The organism is Vibrio nomapromontoriensis (genome assembly GCF_050337205.1).
GTDB classification, from domain to species: Bacteria; Pseudomonadota; Gammaproteobacteria; order Enterobacterales; family Vibrionaceae; genus Vibrio; species Vibrio nomapromontoriensis.
The window spans coordinates 16,786-34,126 of sequence record NZ_JAKJSS010000020.1 but is presented as its reverse complement, the minus strand read 5'-3'; the positions used below and the strand labels follow the sequence as shown (position 1 = coordinate 34,126).

13 protein-coding genes and 1 riboswitch are annotated in these 17,341 nt (G+C 44.9%); of the genes, 6 read left to right on the top strand and 7 right to left on the bottom strand.

Annotated elements, in window-relative coordinates:
• Positions 1 to 124 precede the first annotated feature (124 nt).
• Genes mukB through cmoM form a run of 4 tightly spaced genes read right to left on the bottom strand, consistent with a single transcriptional unit; the run spans position 125 to position 7,428 of the window.
• Positions 125 to 4,573 carry a chromosome partition protein MukB gene (gene mukB / locus L4D05_RS21700; RefSeq protein WP_428795263.1) on the bottom strand — a complete coding sequence of 1,483 codons (4,449 nt, stop codon included), beginning with the start codon at positions 4,571 to 4,573 and terminating at the stop codon, positions 125 to 127.
• Entirely contained in the window at positions 4,570 to 5,316 is a 747-nt protein-coding gene (mukE, locus tag L4D05_RS21695) for a chromosome partition protein MukE (protein WP_428753695.1), read from the bottom strand. Before mukE ends, mukB begins: the two co-directional genes overlap by 4 nt.
• Positions 5,297 to 6,634 carry a chromosome partition protein MukF gene (mukF, locus tag L4D05_RS21690; RefSeq protein ID WP_428753694.1) on the bottom strand — a complete coding sequence of 446 codons (1,338 nt, stop codon included), beginning with the start codon at positions 6,632 to 6,634 and terminating at the stop codon, positions 5,297 to 5,299. The genes mukE and mukF overlap by 20 nt, the downstream gene beginning before the upstream one ends.
• On the bottom strand, positions 6,634 to 7,428 hold the full coding sequence (gene cmoM / locus L4D05_RS21685) for a tRNA uridine 5-oxyacetic acid(34) methyltransferase CmoM (RefSeq protein ID WP_428753692.1): 795 nt from the start codon (positions 7,426 to 7,428) through the stop codon (positions 6,634 to 6,636). The genes mukF and cmoM overlap by 1 nt, the downstream gene beginning before the upstream one ends.
• Before the next feature lie 114 nt (positions 7,429 to 7,542).
• Here cmoM and elyC point away from each other — a divergent pair, with 114 nt between their 5' ends.
• Positions 7,543 to 8,433 carry an envelope biogenesis factor ElyC gene (gene elyC / locus L4D05_RS21680; protein WP_428795262.1) on the top strand — a complete coding sequence of 297 codons (891 nt, stop codon included), beginning with the start codon at positions 7,543 to 7,545 and terminating at the stop codon, positions 8,431 to 8,433.
• A gap of 64 nt (positions 8,434 to 8,497) precedes the next feature.
• On the opposite strand, the gene L4D05_RS21675 is transcribed toward elyC, so the two are convergent.
• Positions 8,498 to 11,086 (bottom strand): Ig-like domain-containing protein, encoded by a 2,589-nt coding sequence (locus tag L4D05_RS21675; protein WP_428795261.1) that lies wholly within the window; start codon positions 11,084 to 11,086, stop codon positions 8,498 to 8,500.
• 326 nt (positions 11,087 to 11,412) lie between these two features.
• On the bottom strand, positions 11,413 to 12,123 hold the full coding sequence (gene torR / locus L4D05_RS21670) for a two-component system response regulator TorR (protein WP_428753687.1): 711 nt from the start codon (positions 12,121 to 12,123) through the stop codon (positions 11,413 to 11,415).
• A 302-nt stretch (positions 12,124 to 12,425) separates the two neighbouring features.
• Here torR and torD point away from each other — a divergent pair, with 302 nt between their 5' ends.
• From torD to L4D05_RS21645, 5 genes are all read left to right on the top strand, one after another.
• Positions 12,426 to 13,073 carry a molecular chaperone TorD gene (gene torD / locus L4D05_RS21665; RefSeq protein ID WP_428753686.1) on the top strand — a complete coding sequence of 216 codons (648 nt, stop codon included), beginning with the start codon at positions 12,426 to 12,428 and terminating at the stop codon, positions 13,071 to 13,073.
• A 330-nt stretch (positions 13,074 to 13,403) separates the two neighbouring features.
• A complete protein-coding gene (purR, locus tag L4D05_RS21660; RefSeq protein ID WP_428753685.1) occupies positions 13,404 to 14,411 on the top strand; it encodes an HTH-type transcriptional repressor PurR in 1,008 nt (335 codons plus the stop codon).
• Between the two features lie 175 nt (positions 14,412 to 14,586).
• Positions 14,587 to 14,670: riboswitch (cyclic di-GMP riboswitch) on the top strand.
• A gap of 110 nt (positions 14,671 to 14,780) precedes the next feature.
• Positions 14,781 to 15,371, top strand: a complete 591-nt coding sequence (locus L4D05_RS21655) for a TfoX/Sxy family DNA transformation protein (RefSeq protein ID WP_428795260.1) — start codon at positions 14,781 to 14,783, stop codon at positions 15,369 to 15,371.
• Positions 15,372 to 15,489: 118 nt separating this feature from the next.
• Positions 15,490 to 16,176: a TVP38/TMEM64 family protein gene (locus L4D05_RS21650; protein WP_428795259.1), complete on the top strand. Its 687-nt coding sequence runs from the start codon at positions 15,490 to 15,492 to the stop codon at positions 16,174 to 16,176.
• The gene (locus L4D05_RS21645) at positions 16,173 to 16,493 is read left to right on the top strand and encodes a putative signal transducing protein (RefSeq protein WP_428753680.1); all 321 of its coding nucleotides are present in this window, start codon (positions 16,173 to 16,175) and stop codon (positions 16,491 to 16,493) included. Before L4D05_RS21650 ends, L4D05_RS21645 begins: the two co-directional genes overlap by 4 nt.
• Positions 16,494 to 16,519: 26 nt before the next feature.
• On the opposite strand, the gene L4D05_RS21640 is transcribed toward L4D05_RS21645, so the two are convergent.
• Positions 16,520 to 17,314 carry an alpha/beta fold hydrolase gene (locus L4D05_RS21640; RefSeq protein ID WP_265675061.1) on the bottom strand — a complete coding sequence of 265 codons (795 nt, stop codon included), beginning with the start codon at positions 17,312 to 17,314 and terminating at the stop codon, positions 16,520 to 16,522.
• Between the last annotated feature and the right edge of the window lie 27 nt (positions 17,315 to 17,341).

Sequence of the window (17,341 nt, the reverse complement as noted above, 5' to 3'; positions counted from 1 at the left end):
GAATTATAGCTTTCATATAATTATAGTTATCCATTTGGCTATAGCTAAAGTTTGACTCATAGGAAACAAAAGAGGCGTGACACTTACCGTGTCACGCCTCTTTCTATTTCTATCCGATTAGATCTTAGTCTAAGATCTGTTCTTCAAGCTCTTTTATCTGTTCTGCTTGCTTCGTCTCACCAAAACCTCGTAGACCAACGACGTGTACATGCTCGTGGTCTTTAAACACTTTACGTACAAGCTTATACGTGGTGCCTTTTTCTGGGCTGATGTTTTCTGGCGCGGCAATTAATAACTGCATTCCTTGACGATCACATAGCTCGAATAAAGTCGCAATGGACTTCGCATCCAAACGCGCCGCTTCATCCAAGAACAGTAGACGACATGGAATAATATCTTTGCTACGTAGTCGTCTTGATTCCTCTTCCCAGCTCTGAACCACCATCAATAAGATGGATTGACCAGTACCGATCGCTTCACCTGTGGATAGCGCACCAGATTCGGCTTGTAGCCAACCATCGGAGCCACGGTTTACTTCAACACTTAACTCTAAGTAGTTACGGTAGTCGAGTAGCTCTTCACCAAGAACCTGTGGCGAGCGTTGCCCCATATCAATGTGTGGGTTAACACGCTGGAACAACTTCGCCATCGCTTCAGAGAAGGTATAGCGCATGGTTTCAAAGAGATCGGAATGCTCTCGAGTCAGCGCCTCAAGAAGCTGCTCATGGCTTTCACGAACCTTAACGTTAAGACGTACGCCTTTCACCTGTCCAAAGTGGATATTAGATAGACCTTGGTTAAGCATACGAATTCGGTTCTGCTCACGTTGAATGGTCTTCTTAATGATGCTTGAAACCGATTCAGAGCTTAATGCAAGGCGATTTTCACGCTGCGTCAGTTCTTCGGTTAAACGTGCCAGCTCTACTTCCATTTCTTCGATTGCTTCAACCGGATCATCGGTACGAATAATATCTTGGCGAATGCGCTCACGAAGGTGTTGGTATACGGCAATATAGAACAGTACTTTACGCTCAGGCTTAGCATTGTCTTCCGATAAGCGTAGTGCATCACGAAGGTTCTCATTATCCGCGACAGCTAAACGCAGCGCCCCTAATGATTTATCCGACATTGAACGCAGCTCATTGGCGCTTAAATACGCCAGCTCACGACGATGTAATCGACGCTCTACGTCATTTTCTTTTGCTAAACGAAGAACACTACACCAACCAGCTTTTGCAGCCACCACATAAGTACGCAATTCAACGTACTCTTTTTGAGCTTTCTTCAGACGCTTAGCTAGCCCCTTCATCTCCAGCTCTGTGGCGGTGATGGTTTTCTCGTATTCGCTCTTACGAGTACGAGACGTTTGCAATGCTAAATGCAGCTCATCACGGCGTTTTTCAGCACGTTCAAAGGCGGTTTCATCGGCAACAACACCGTAGTCTTGCAGTTCAATCTTAAACTCTTGAACCGTCTCTAATTTCGCTTGATATGAACTCTTAAGCGATGCCATAACTTGGTTGTACTGGTTTGATTGCTCTTGAGCTTGTTTCAAGCCATCACGTAAGCGACGACGAGCATCTTCAGCTTGAACCAACTTAGTCTTTAATTGCTCACTCAGCTCACTGCTTTTACTCAGCATTTCGACTGAATCGGCATAAGCAAAGTGCGGACGACGCTCGGCTAAATCAGCCACAGCAAAGATTTGTCCTTTTAGCGACTGTAAAGCGCTATCCAGCGATTGATATTCACTTTCCAGCGCTTCAAATTGCTCTGGATCGCTCTCTAGCGCATTTGCAACATTAATTAATTGCGTCACAGTTTGACCGTGCGCTGAAATAAACTGCTTAGCAGTATTTAACTCTTCGATGCGCGTACGTAATGCGTCGAATCGCTCCGTCAGAGTCTCATCAAACAAAATGTTCGCCGACATCATCAGGCGATCTAATAAAACCACCGTCTGCTTTGCTTGCTTAAACTGTGAGGCAACGTGCTGCTCTTGTTGTTTGAAGTCATTCAGTTGACGATTACAAACACTTAACTGCTCTCGAGATTGAGCAATAGCTTGCTCAGGATCCGCGTCAAATGCCAACTGCATGTGTTCTGCAACAAAGCCATTAAATGCTTGATACAAACGTTGCAGTTTTTGTGCATCAAACGCCGCTTTCGCGTGCTGTTCAACGGTATCTTCTTTTTGGTCTCGAAGTAGCTCTAAACGCTGTTCACGAGCGGCACGACCGAACAATGGAATGGTTGGGAAGCGAGAGTAACGCAACTGACGTTCGTTCAGTTGAACGCATACTGCGCCGCCTAGCTCATCGGCATCAAAGGTACTGTCATCAAACGCATCAATATCGCCTTCAATGATGTATAAATCTTCAGGGCAGTCATCAAGCTCAACCAGTTTCTCTTTAATACCGTCGAGGTTCGAAACCACGATCGCATGACGAGCCGGACCATACATTGCGCTAAAGTAAGGCGCATCATCTAGGGTGATGTCATCGTAAATTTCAGACAACAATACGCCGCCCAATGTATCCGCTAACCCTTTTAAGCGAGGATCATTAGAGCCGCCAGGCGATGCTAGGCGCTCAATTTCTCGTTCTAGCTCATCACGCTTAATCGCGAGCGTATCTCTCGTCGCCGCGGTTTGGCGTTCAGATTCATTGATATGTTGCATTGAGGCAATCACATCCGCACGGTCCACCAGCTCAAGTGCCGATTGCTCACGCAATGCTTCTAAGGCGTTAAATGAACGAATCCATTGTGGTGCATGAGCTTCCAATCGGGCGATGTCAGCATTGTGACCTTGCGCCTGTTGTTTAACGTCACGCTGCTGCTCTTTTAGCGTTTCTAACTTAAGCTCAGTTTCAAGCACGCGCTCACGCTGACTTTCCGCTTCCAGTTCAATATCCATTTCAGTACTGATTTGGATACCCTGTTGCTCGATGTCAGTGCGAAGTTGTTGCGCTTGCTCTTGTCGCTCCAGTGACTTTTCTACGTCACGAAACTGAGCGCGCAACTGAGTTTCATCTTTCAGTACTTGCTGGTATGCCTGGGCATTATTAACCAGCTCTTTCGCCACACTAGATGCCTGGTCACGACTCACATCGCCGACCACTTTTTTCACTAGTGATAGCGCAAGTTCAAATTGTTTTGCCGCCGCCGAAGACATGTCTACTCGGTGTTTAAGCTCCAGCAACTTAGTCGTGCTTGTCGCTTCTTCCGTTTTAAGGCGGTTAAGTTGTGTTGCTGCGTTACCTTCATCCAGATCGTTGCTGCCTACCAACTGACGCGCTTTCTCTAATGCTTGCACCGCTTGTTGATACTGAAGCGTCCGCGTTTGTTGTACATCCAACGCCTGTTGATAATCGGCCAGTTGTGTTTTGAGGCTATCCACTTCTTCTTCAGATTGAGATGCCTGCTCTTCGGCGATGAATTTACGCTCTTGCGCTTCTTCAACCACCATGACCTGTTCTTCTAGACGCTCATTTAGCTCTTCTAGGTCTTCTTGATAACGGGCGATTTTTTCTTGTTGGCGAAGGGCATTTTGTACCAACTGCAAGTGATCTTGCGCCGCTTGATGATCTTGCTCTAGACCCGCTTCACTTTCCACCAGCATAGCCAGTGATTGTTGAACATTATTAAGCAGATCATTTTGTGATATTAGGCTCTGACGAGAACCAAACAGCTCTCCACGCAACGCCAAAGTCTGTTCTAGCTTATTGCGTCTTTCGTTGGCATGGCGCATGTAATCCGCGGCAACGTAATTGGTTGACTCGGTGATCAAGTGCTTGAACAGATCACGATCCGCTTGGGTGGTTTTGATCGCTTCTAACGTCATGCGGTTTTCACGCAGCGCCGATTCCATATCTTGGAAGGCTTTTTTCACCCCACCATTTTGCGGCAGTAAGTAGTCACGTAGCGAACGGGTAATGGCACTTGAAATACCACCGTATAATGATGCTTCTATCAAACGGTAGAATTTAGAACGATCGCTGTTATTACGAAGTTTCTTCGGTAGTACGCCAAACTCAAACATCTGTGAATGGTATTCAACAATCGAACTAAAGGCTTTAAACTGCACCCCTTCCATGTCGCCAATGACATCTTTTACTTCATTGATCTGACGAACACGAGCGTGATTGTCTGATACGTTTTCGATCAAAACATCCGTCGGTTTAACATGGCTCGGTAAGCCTTGAATAATGAAAGGCTTAATGTCGACTTTCTTGTCACGCCCCGCAACTTGCTGCAATTTAACCACAAACAAAATGCGTTGGTTGCGAGAGTTAACGACGTCAAGCGCTGAGTAACAGGTACCCGGCTGCAGTTTACCGTAAAGCCCTTTATCACGTGACGCTTGTGAGCTGCCCGCTTCCGTGGTGTTTCTAAAGTGCAGTAAGCTCTGATCGGGGATCAGTGCTGTGATGAATGACGCCATTGCCGTGGATTTACCGGCACCATTACCGCCAGACAAGGTGGTTACCAGACCATCGATATCAAAGGTACGCGCAAAGAAGCCGTTCCAGTTGATCATGGTCATTGATTGATACTTACCTCTTTCAATCATACGTCTGCCTCGTCTTGTCCTTGCTCTATTTCAGCGCTTGTTGGCCGTTCTTCTGTTGAAGTTTCTTCAGTTGGAATTAAGCTTTGTTGTTCTGGTTCTTTAACATGAGCAACCACCGCTTCACCATCTCGTATCAAACGCAGTTGTGCGTCGCGCATATCATCGCCAAGTCTTACGTCCGCACCAAAGCGGAATACCGATTCGCTGATACGAAATTTACCGGTATCTCCAATAGAGATAGTCATACCTAAACGACGTAGTCTACGCAGTGACGTTTTTACCTTATCAAACAGTTTTTCTTTATCCAGATCAGAGCCTGTCGCTCGGTTAGTCACCAAACGCATCAGCTTAGATTCATCCGCTAAAGACAGCAGCTCTTCGTAGAGTTCTTGATTAGTAAAAATACCTTCATGCGCCAAGCGCTCTGGGCTAAGGTAGAGAAAACACAGCACCTTACCCACTAACATATCAAGCTCAGATAGTACGCTACGTCCAATTAACGTGGTTGAACGTGGTCGCAGGTAAAAGAAACCTTCCGCAGCCTTAACCAACTCAGTGTTATAGCGTTGATAAAATGACGCCAGTTCCACTTCATAATCACAAAGTAGCGCATGGTTATCCAAATCTTCAGAAGAGATGTGGCGGCCAGCACGAAGTGCACTATCCAGCGCTGGAAACAGCGGGTTTGTAATTGCTTTTGCCAGCTTTTCTGGCATGTATTCGTCAATATTTGTCGATGACATTTGCTTGTACCTTTGCGCCAAAATCGTTAATCGCTTGCCAATCGGGTTGGATGGCTGAGTAGTCAGATTGGGAATAGCCCATTCTCACCGCTTGGTCGACAACAATTCTTGCTAAATCAAAATGATGTGTCTGAGGATGCGAGGCTAGATAGTCGCGTAAGACTTGGCCTAAATCGATCGCTGCACCACGCTCTTTATGCGCTTTAAGCATGTCTGCAATGCGCTCGGCAAGCTCATCATTGACTTGCTCGAACTCTTCATACTCTACGTCCAGTGGCACAGCACCCGTGACTTCTTCGTTACGCAGTACTAATGCGTCATCACGTAAGTCGGATAACTTCTCAGCATCGGCATGAGTTAAGTACCAAGGTGCATCAAAGTAGTCTGTGACCGACTGGCGCAGCCTTTGGCTAAAGGCGCGGTTTTGGTCCATATCAATGGCGGTACGTATGAATTTATGAACATGGCGATCATAACCAATCCAGAGATCGATGGCTTGCTGACCCCAACTGATGATGCGATCTAGCTTCATCTGCAGTCCAAATAACGCCTCACCAACAAATTCAAGCTCATCATCACCATAAACAATTTCTTGTATATCGAGGATCTGAGTCTGTAATTCATCACCGGCGGCTTGCAAGGTATCTTGTAGCTCGCGTAAGTTCGCAGACGTTTCTGATAGTAAGGACTCACAGTTGTTGATGGCTTCGCGCCAATCTTTGTTGAGTAGCTCGGCAATCTGTTGCTTCACCAGCTGTTGCTGCTCGTCCATTACACGTTGGTTAAGATCGATCTGATCGAAGATCTCACCCACCGAATATTTGAGTACGCCAAAGACGTTCTTACGCCAATGTCCAACTGTTCCGCCGTCTCTAGCCGCAACAATCGCTTTCGCCATTTCGTCAGCAACCATAGACAACTGAATCGATAAGCGCAGTTTTGAAAACTCACGGTGCCTAACGTAGTAATCCGTAATGCCAATCGCCAATGGGCTTAAGCGATAAATACTCGCACCATCGGTCACTTCACTGGTAAATCGGCTCATGAGCTTCTGTTTTACCAGTTCGTTGATCGCATTGTTGGCTCGAAACGCGGAAGCGTCTCCTGTTTCATCAAATTGCTGGGTTACGATCTTGAATGCGTCGTGCAATTCGCCTTCGCCCAGCTCTTCATCAAATCTTTCATTACTCAGAACTGCAATAGAAATGAGAAATGCCAACCGTTCTGTTGACAGGTTTAATGAAAAGTCATGCTGTTTCACCCATCCGACAAGTTCGTCGATAGGTTGCTCTCCAGCAGGCAGAGTGTTCTCACTCATTATCTTTCCTGTTCTTCTTTTTTTTGTGCCCATACGTGAATGTATCGACCCATTGAGAGATAGGGCTCTTGGCGGCACAGCTGTTGTTCCAATTTTAGAACCTCTTCAGCTGTGTAGTCTCCCATATATTGCATATTACCGATGTAATCACTGAATGAACGAATGCCAGATTTGCCTTGTATCTCAAACCCGGCCTCTTCGATCCACTGATACACCTCTTCTGGCTTGAGTCCCTGTTGGGGCTGAAGCTTGAATCTTTTACGATGCGGCATTCCATTAAGTACATGCGGAATATTGCCACAAATGACATTCTTAAACACCAACCCATGATGGTTATAAAACATAATCGATGCGATGCCACCCGGCTTGATTTGCCTTAGCACGGTTTCTAATGCTGATTTAGGGTCCGCTAACCATTCCATCACAGCATGGAACAACGCCAAATCAACAGGCTGTGACAAATGGTCATCGACGTGTTGAATCGCGCTATGGATCCAGCGATATTGCGAAAGTAGTCCCTTTTTTTCAACATCAGATTTCGCCAGCTTTAGCATCTCTGAAGAGAGGTCACAAAGTGTGACGTTATGTCCTCTTGCTGCGATCCTTTGGGAAACTTGCCCCAATCCGCCACCTGCATCTAATATTTCTAATGTTTTTCTAGTATCATCCAGTACGGCGAGTGCCTGGGTTAAGTCTTCCCAAACAATAGTTTGCCGGATTTCACCCTTCTCTGAGCCGTAAATATTTTTTGCAAATTTGTGGGCGATATCGTCGAAATTACGGTCTTGCATCACGGTTTATTGAGTTAAGATAGCCAATCGGACTGCTATTCTGTCATATAAGTGACAGGAATAAAGGGGCAAGCCTCTTTTTTAGCGTTAAGTGGTGTTTTTTCGGACTATTAGTTTATGTTTGAGCTGAAAAAAATCGTGTCATCCCTGTTAATGCCTTTACCAGCTATGCTGATACTCGGTTTTTTAGGGCTGGCACTTATTATGTTTACTGCTAGACGCAGAATCGGATGCATGGTTATTCTTGTATCACTGTGTGGGATTTTTCTCATCGCCTTCCAGCCTCTGTCTAGTCGCTTACTGATGCCATTAGAGCGCCAGTATAAACCTTTCTTACCCGTGAACGAGACTATTGACTATGTCATGGTGCTGGGCAGTGGTCACGTGGTCGACAGCGATCTCCCGCCAACTTCAGAGCTTAGCCGAACCGCTTTAGTACGCCTTAGTGAAGGCATTCGCGTGATGCGCATGTATCCGGGTGCTAAACTGATCTTGTCTGGCTACAACGGTGGCACTGACGTGAGTCAAGCTCGTATGATGGCAAAGGTCGCATTGGCGCTAGGCGTCTCTAAACCCGACATTATTTTACTAGAAACAGCTAAAGACACCTGGGAAGAGGCAAGACAGGCAACGTCATTTGTTAAAAATAGAAAAATGGTTCTTGTTACGTCAGCCAGTCACATGCAACGTGCTATGTATGAATTTGAATCTGCAGGCTTAATTCCCTATCCTGCCCCGACTAACTTTTTGGCGCAAAAAAATATTGAGCAAGCGTGGCAAAAATACACGCCAAAAGCGCAATATCTTGAGCAAACAGAACGCTATTGGCATGAGACGATGGGGCTAACGTGGCAGCGTCTTCGTGATTGGGCAGCAAACGAAGGTACACCATCTGCCGATCCCACCGTCTTAGAATCTGATGCTGTAGACGATGCGCTTGCTACCGAAGACGAGACTCACTCTGAAGTAGATAGTGCGCCTAAAACCGAACAAGCCAACGGTAAATAAGCGACGGCGTAAGATAAAAAAAGACCTCATCATAACGATGAGGTCTTTTTGTTTTCGAGAGCTTTTATCTATTATTTAACTGGTTAAGCTTGGCTTTCACCGGAGCGGAGAAATTGAAGCCATCATGTTGATCCCAGTTGATAGACCACGTCATTACCCCACCAAAGTTAGGCGATAGCTGAGTGGGCTGGACGCTACCACATCGCTGCAGTAAAACCATACAATCAAGCGCGGCTTCAATATTGGCGATAGGCGCTTGCCCTGAGTTCGCTGAACTAGGACCCGATGGCAGTCCTATTGCCACTTGGTCATCCCTTAACGGCTGGAACATCGACCCATCCGCGAGTTCAAACCCTTCAGTAAGCATTTTTGACGCAGCGACCATCATATCGACCGAACCTTCTGCCGCCGCTCCCGTTGTGTAAGGGTTGGCAAGGCCACCGTTGTTATACAGTTGAACGTGGAGTAAATTCAGCATATCCCTTACCTGATCGATGACCGGGATATACGCGCCCCATATACCTGAATATGCGACCATTCCCCCTTGTACATAAGGATGCTCCGGCGCCATAGTGAGATACATGTCTCGGCCCATATTTTGTTGAATTTGTCGTAATGCCGTTGGTAGTCGAGCTTGAATTTGACTTCCGTGCACGAGATTAGAACCACTTTCTAGATCGATATCTAAACCATCAAAACCCCATTCTTGAATAATCGCCGTTAAACTACTGACAAAAGCAGCTTCGTCAGCAGCAGTATTCAAAGTGATGGTGCCTTCTGCACCGCCAAGAGACAATACGAAGACTTTGCCCTCTGATTGAAGTGATGCGATATCTTGCTTAAATTGCAACGGATCAATCGGTAGACAGCTTGAATGGATATCACCGTTATAAAGGTTAAAATGTACGGTGCCATTACTGTTACGATCGTTATCAGCAAAGGCAATATCGATAATGTCCCAGTCTTTTGACATTTCACTCAATGGCATTGGACAACCTGAGCCATTAACAAAGTTATGCCAATAGCCTATCAGTTTGTGCTTAGGCAACACGATGGATTTTGCTTCAACTGAGACACTATTCGATACCACCTGATTACCTTGAGTATCGGATACCGATGCCGTTAACTGATAGCCTCCAATTGCTGCTGGCTGCCATGAAAACTCATAAGGTGCTGCGCTATCTGTTGCCACTAACTGTCCGTTGACATAGAGCTCGGCTTTAGCAATATCACTTTGCAGGGATTGAGCCGACACCGCCACATATACAGGTTTATCTAACGGGACAATGCTACCAGACGTAGGTTGTATGATTTCGCTGGTTAGCACTTGGTCGGTAACATTAACGGTTGTTGAAGCCTGAGTTTCACGCTGCTGATCATCCGTTGCAACAATGCTGATTGTCGCTGACGTCAACGTGTTCACATTCCACAACCAGGTATAAGGTGCTTGCGTCAGCGCACCTAACGACGTGCCATCCACACTGGCCTCTACAGAGACCACCGTACCGTCGCTATCTGTTGCATCCGCTTCAATCGTGACATCACTACCAAGCAATACCGTTTGTCCAGCCGACGGTGACAAGATACTGACGACGGGAGATGCTCCGCAACTGCCTAAACTATCCCACGCATCCTGCCAATACTGACCTACTCCAGGTTCATACGCCCATGCAGAGCTAGATGAGCACCAACCTGCTACTTTACACTGGAAAACTTCATCAATATTTTTGACTTTCTCATTGCTCGAGTATTGACTGCCCGCCACATAACTCGGCAGTGTCGTACATTGCCCGCCAGATGCAGCACTCGAAACATTAATATCAATAAGTTGTGACTGAGTACTGAGCCCTCCATCATCAGTAGCAATAGCTTGTATCGCAAACTGACCCACAGCCGCCGGCGTCCAAGTCGTTGTCCATGGTGGTGTGGTTAATGTGCTGAGCGTAACGCCATCCACGACATAACGAACACTGGTTACGCTACCATCAACATCATCTGCGGCCGCTGAGAGTGTCACTGGCTGATCAACCGACACTGATAGCGAGTCTGCCGATAAGGTGATGGATGGCGGTTGATTCTCTGTCACCGATACTGAAAACAATCTCGACTGCGTGGTTTGTGCACCGCGCTCATCCGTGGCAATAACGTCAAGGGTGTAGCTGCCCACCGTGGCAAGCCAATCTACGCTATAAGGCGGTGACGTGACTGTTGCTACATCTTGGCCATTGATAACAAAAGCGACAGTGGCAATCGCATCATCAACATCGCTTGCATCGGCCTGAAACGTAATCGTATTACCAGACGCTATATTGGCACCTTCTACAGGGGAAAGAATTGATAGCGTCGGTAATTGGTTTCCTCCACTCGCGTCACACGCCCCGAGCAGTGTCCATTCTTGGAAGCTACCCGATTTTTCGCTTGGCTTTGCATTTTGGCTCCACCAGTTCGCTTGATAAGCATTCGATTGGAATTTTACCTCAGCACCGCCGTTATACGCTGTCTCTGCATTCCATACCGGTAAGTTGTCACACTGATAAGCAAATGCGGTGGGCGAAAATAAAACAAGTAGCGATAATGAAGTTGCAGTGTAGTGATTCAACGCTGCCTTTGGAGACAGTAATTTATTTTGGGCTATCGGGTTCGTCCTATCCATTTACTTGTCCTTGTATTAAATGAACTTAACTATGATAAATCGCTGTTAATCGTTAGTTTTTCTCTTTTAATACCCAACCTGGGCGACTAAATTTTTCATAACAGCCTATTCAAGCTAGCGCACTCACGAGCGAGTAAATGAATCTGTAGGCATTCCAGAACCTGATTACGAGTCACTTAACAAAAGTAATACTTGTGTTGCATATCAATTTCATCATTTATCTAGATTACTCGCATTAAAAAGCCCGGACGAAATACAACGTCCGGGCCTACATAAGGAATACTTGATAAGTCAGCGCATCTGTAGCGCTTAATCAGCTGCAGCGTCTAATCACCAGCGAACATATAACCTTCACCGTGAACGGTAATGAAAATCTGCGGATTCTTTGGATCCATTTCCATTTTCGTACGCATACGGCGAATCAACACATCAATGGTGCGATCATTAGGGGCATCAACACGATGACTGATCATATTAAGGATGCGCTCTCGGCTTAACACCTGATTGGGGTACGTAGACAAGGCAACCAAGAGTTCATATTCTGCTTTTGTCAGTTTTACTGGCTCGCCATTACAGGTTAAAGAGCGTCGCTGCTTATCAAACAACCACTCACCAAAATGGACAACATGTTCACTCTCTGCACTTTGCGGCTCTTGAGGTGGCTTTCTTGCTTGAGAAATTCGCCACAGTAAGTTTTTAACGCGTACCAATAACTCTCTTAACTCGAACGGTTTAGTGACGTAGTCATCTGCCCCCATCTCCAAACCAACAATCTTGTCAATACTATCGGTACGTCCGGTCACCAATATAATGCCTATGTCAGATTGGCTGCGTAGCTCTCGAGTTAGCATGAGCCCATCTTCACCTGGCAAATTAATATCGAGCATAACAAGATCGACACTGGATGATTGCAGTACTTGGCGCATCTCTTCACCACTTTCTGCTTCGCTCACCAAATAGCCTTCACTCTCAAAGTAACCAGACAATTTGCTACGTGTAACGACATCATCTTCAACTACTAATACGTGATAACTCATATGCACCGTTTCTTAAATTTGTTATGACCAAGGCCATTCTATTCATAATTAGTCACAATTCTAGCCGACATTAAGGCAATTTGTCGAAAGTCGTGTTTTTTTTGATTCAAGACAAGAACTATTCCTCCTCAACATATGCAACCATACTAAATAGCTTAATAACTAAATGGCACCTCGTTCATTCGAACTCTCCATCATCACATTCATTTATCTTCACAAATTCCTATATTTTTTCACTAATTGCCTTACTGCTGTTCATTTTTATTGGCTAAAATGATAGTAAGACTTTTGGAGAAGATAAAATGCAAGAAATCAAAGCATTTAACGAACAACGTGCAGAAATTTATTGGTGGCTATCCAGCTTATTTGCCAAAGAACTAACAAAAGAAGAGCTAGAGAAGTATCACAGTGTTGAAATCCGCGCTTTCCTCGCTGGGTTGGGGGAGAATGCGTCATTAAGCGCTTCTATCGCCAATTTTATCGACGCACTCAATCGTTTACAAACACGCGAAGATGCTCAACTGGAGCTCTCTGCTGACTTTTGCGATTTGTTCTTGAAAACCGATAAGCATGGCGCACTCCCATACGCATCAATGTATATAGGCAAGTCAGGCTTACTAAATGACACCCCAGCACACGATATGGCGGCGCTCCTCAAACAGCACAATATTGGCGTGTCAGATAACCTAAATGAGCCGGCAGATCACTTAGCGATTGAGTTAGACTTTCTTGGCAACCTCATCATTCGTTCCAATGAACTGGAATCTGATGCGCACATCAATAACGCTTTACTTGAACAAGCTGACTTTATTGAACAACACCTCATGACGTGGTTACCTCAATTTGATCGTCGATGTAAAGAATTTGATGAATTCGGTTTTTATGCAGCTGTTGCACAACTACTCGTTGCATTCTGTCAGCTTGACCTTACATACTTACGCGTAGAGTAGGTAAAGTAGTTAAGCGCCCAGTCCCTAACGCGACAATAATCAGTAAGCCAAATATAAATTTGGCTTTTATAGACAAAATTGTCGGTTCAGACATTGCTAGGGTCTGCCACTAAGACTACAATTCGCCGTTTAAAATGCGAAAGCCAGGCTTTAGTACGATGTGGTTTCCACTTAAATGTACTGATTGGAAACCGCCATTTCACAAAGTGTATTTGTGTCCGGTACGCATTCGTTACAACAAAGCGCTTATTTTTCATAAATAATGCTTCATGATCGCAACGGCTTTTATGCAATTAAAAACACAAAAGCCGTTACTAACAGGATAAAGCTATGGCAACAATTAAAGACGTCGCCCGCCTAGCTGGCGTTTCTACTACCACCGTATCTCACGTCATCAACAAAACGCGTTTTGTTGCCGAGGCCACACAAGAAAAAGTTAATGCTGCAGTCGAAGAGCTCAATTACGCGCCAAGTGCTGTCGCAAGAAGCTTAAAGTGCAACTCTACGAAGACCATTGGTATGCTGGTGACTCAATCCACTAACCTGTTTTTCTCTGAGGTGATTGACGGTGTTGAGAGTTATTGCTATCGACAAGGTTATACCTTGATACTGTGTAATACAGGTGGCGTGTATGAAAAGCAACGCGACTACATTCGCATGTTGGCAGAGAAGCGTGTTGATGGCATTTTAGTCATGTGCTCAGACCTAACTGAAGAGCTTCTCACGATGCTTGACCGTCACTCTGATATCCCTAAAGTCATTATGGACTGGGGCCCAGAAAGTTCGCAAGCAGACAAGATCATCGATAACTCGGAAGAAGGTGGCTACTTAGCGACAAAATACCTTATTGAGAAAGGGCATACAGACATCGCCTGCTTAAGTGGTCATTTAGAAAAAGCTGTTTGCCAAGAACGCATTGTCGGTTATCAACGCGCTTTAACAGAAGCAGGCTTAACGATGAAAGAAGACCGTATTTTTGAAGGTAACTTCGAATGCGATACTGCCGTCATCGCCGCCAATCGCATTGCCGCTATGGAAGACCGACCAAGCGCCGTTTTTTGTTTTAACGATACCATGGCGTTAGGCCTAATGAGTCGCTTACAACAGCTTGGATTAAACGTCCCTGGTGATATATCTGTAATCGGCTACGACAATATCGAGCTGGCTGAGTACTTTTCACCACCATTGACCACCGTTCACCAACCAAAACGTCGTGTTGGTAAGAATGCATTTGAGATTCTACTCGAACGAATCAAAGATAAAGGTCATGACAAACGCATATTCGAGATGCACCCAGAGATAATTGAACGAAGCTCTGTCAAAGACATGACAAAATAATGACAAAGGCGCTCTATTGAGCGCTTTTTTTTGATCTTCTTCCAATAAATTTCAATCTGTATTGTTACTTTGTGCTACTTCACAAGCACAAATACCCCTCTAATTTTTGAAGCAATATCACACTTCAACTAATAACCCATGCATATTAATGGTTTTTTTCTTTATGCTATTTGAGTCACGCACAGGGCAAACCATCTGAAAAGGTGGGACGCAAAGCCTCCGGCCTAAACCACATTTGGTAGGTAGCGGGGTTACCGATGGCAAAGGTGTCAAATCCTGTTATTGACCTAACAAGAAACTGACACCTGTTTGCTATACTCTCGGACCTGATTTTGGTGACACAATCAATAACACCGAGAAAAGATAAGCATGGACAATCCAGTATTAAAAAATTCAATGCAATTGTTCGCTCAACTAGGAAAAGTAAAATCTCGCTCCATGTTCGGTGGATTTGGGATCTTTGTTGACGAAACAATGTTTGCATTAGCAGTGAACAACAAATTACATATCCGAACTAACCCCAAAACAGTCGCGTCTTTTAAGCAATTAGGCTATACGCCTTACGTGTATAAAAAACGTGGATTCCCTGTTGTTACTAAATACTTTGCACTTCCAGAAGATTGTTGGGACGACACTGACGTTATATTGTCATACGCTCGCGCAGCCTTGGATTTTGCCAAAGACGAAAAAGTAAAACAATCCGATACTAAACCTAACCGATTAAAAGATCTGCCGAATCTTCGCCTTGCCACAGAGCGTATGCTTAAAAAAGCGGGCATCGAGTCAGTTAACTCATTACAAGAGCATGGCTCTGTAGAAGCATTCAAAGCGATTCAGAAAACACATTCATCCAGTGTCGGCCTAGAGTTACTATGGGCATTAGAAGGGGCGATTAACGGTACACATTGGTCCGTTATCCCACAAGCGAAACGAGATGAACTCGCTAACCACATCAACTAGTATTGATATACTTATAAAAAAATCAGCTTAAGGCTGATTTTTTTTATAAGTCTTTGAAAGTAAATTTACCCTGCTCCTGTCTTATACTTAAAGATGCATTGTCTACATGGAGTAAGTCATGAGTAAAAAGTTACTGTTAGGGTTGGGCTTCGTTGCTCTTATCCTATTCTTGGGGTCGCAATTCGGTCAGTATTTAACATTAGAAAACGCCAAAGTACAACAAGCTGAGCTCGCCAGTTACATTGACGCCAATTTTGTCACGGCTGCACTCACCTATTTCTTTCTCTACATAGCAATTACAGCATTTTCAGTTCCTGGCGCTGCAGTTGTGACGCTATTAGGCGCTGCATTATTTGGATTTTGGACCAGCCTTTTACTGGTCTCCTTTGCGAGTACCATTGGTGCTACCCTAGCCTTCCTTAGTAGCCGGTTTCTACTGCGAGACTGGGTTCAGCGTCAGTTTGGTGCAAAGCTCACTACAATTAATGATGGTGTCGAAAAAGATGGGGCTTTCTACCTTTTTTCTTTGCGACTCATTCCTGTCTTTCCGTTCTTCTTAATCAACCTACTCATGGGTTTAACGCCTATTCGTGTCTCAAAATACTACTTCGTCAGCCAACTTGGCATGCTACCAGGCACCGCAGTGTATTTGAACGCAGGTACACAACTTGCGAATATTGATAGTTTGTCTGGCATAGTCTCGCCTACTGTTCTTGCTTCGTTTGCTCTACTAGGACTGTTTCCACTTCTTGCTAAATGGGTCATGGCAAAATTGAACAAAACGCCTCAGGTAGAGACTAAATGAAAATTTATGTAGGTAACAACCCGACAGAAACGCATATTATCCAACAACAGCTTAATGCTGAAGGAATTCAATGTGAAGTAAGAGGTGAAGGGGTCTTTGGATTAAGGGGGGAAGTTCCGCTTGACGAAAGTTCACTGCCTTTTATTTGGTTGATGGATCTATCCCAAGAGCCTAAAGCTAAAGCCATCATTGATACATGGCAACTGCAAGCCAATCAAAGCACTGGGGGAGATTGGACTTGCCAACATTGTCATGAACTTAACGAAGCTCAGTTCGGGTCTTGTTGGAATTGCCAGCACCTAGCACCTAGCACCTAGCACCTAGCACCTAGCACGGTGGATTATTAACTGACCGATTGAATAAAGGCAATGGAGTGCTTATTAAACTCGTCTGGCTTTTCAACGTTACAAACATGCCCACAATCCGCGATTTCTAATAAGCGGCTCGATTTATGTTCTGCCACCATCTCTTTAACAGGGTGGATAAACATATAGTCTTTATCCCCCATAAGGTAGAGCGTAGGGATTGGCAGTTCCTTGTCTTTAAAGTAACGATGTAGTGGGTTCACTTCCGTGGTTAAGGTATACCAGCGTTTAAATTCCTTCTGGCATAATTTTTTCGCTTCACGGACAAACAAGTGACGGGACTCTTTTTGACCACGTTGTGGCATCACGATATAAGCAAACAAGCGATATAACCACATATATGGGATGATGTGCTTGCTCCAGTTGCCTATATTGACCAATAACTGAGAACGTGTGTTAAAACGCGTTACAGCGCCTCCTAACACCATAGAACGAACTCGATGGGCCGATAACTCCGCGATATTGCGAACAATAATTGTACCCAGGGACATACCGACAAAATGCGCAGATTGGATTTTGAGATGATCGAGTACTTTTAGTATATCAACCGTTACGCTTTTAAACGTATAACCGCTTGCCATGATCCCTTTGATCAATTGATTCGATTTACCATGACCACGTAAGTCGACAAATAGTAAGTTGAAATGTTCTTTGTAAGCTCGAATTTGTTTAAACCAAATGGACGAGCTTCCCCCTGCGCCATGCACAAACACGACCCACTCTTTACTGGTGGGATGCGGATACGTTTTATGAAAAAGTAGATTCTCAGACATAGGCTCTTAAGAGGGTGATATCAGTGT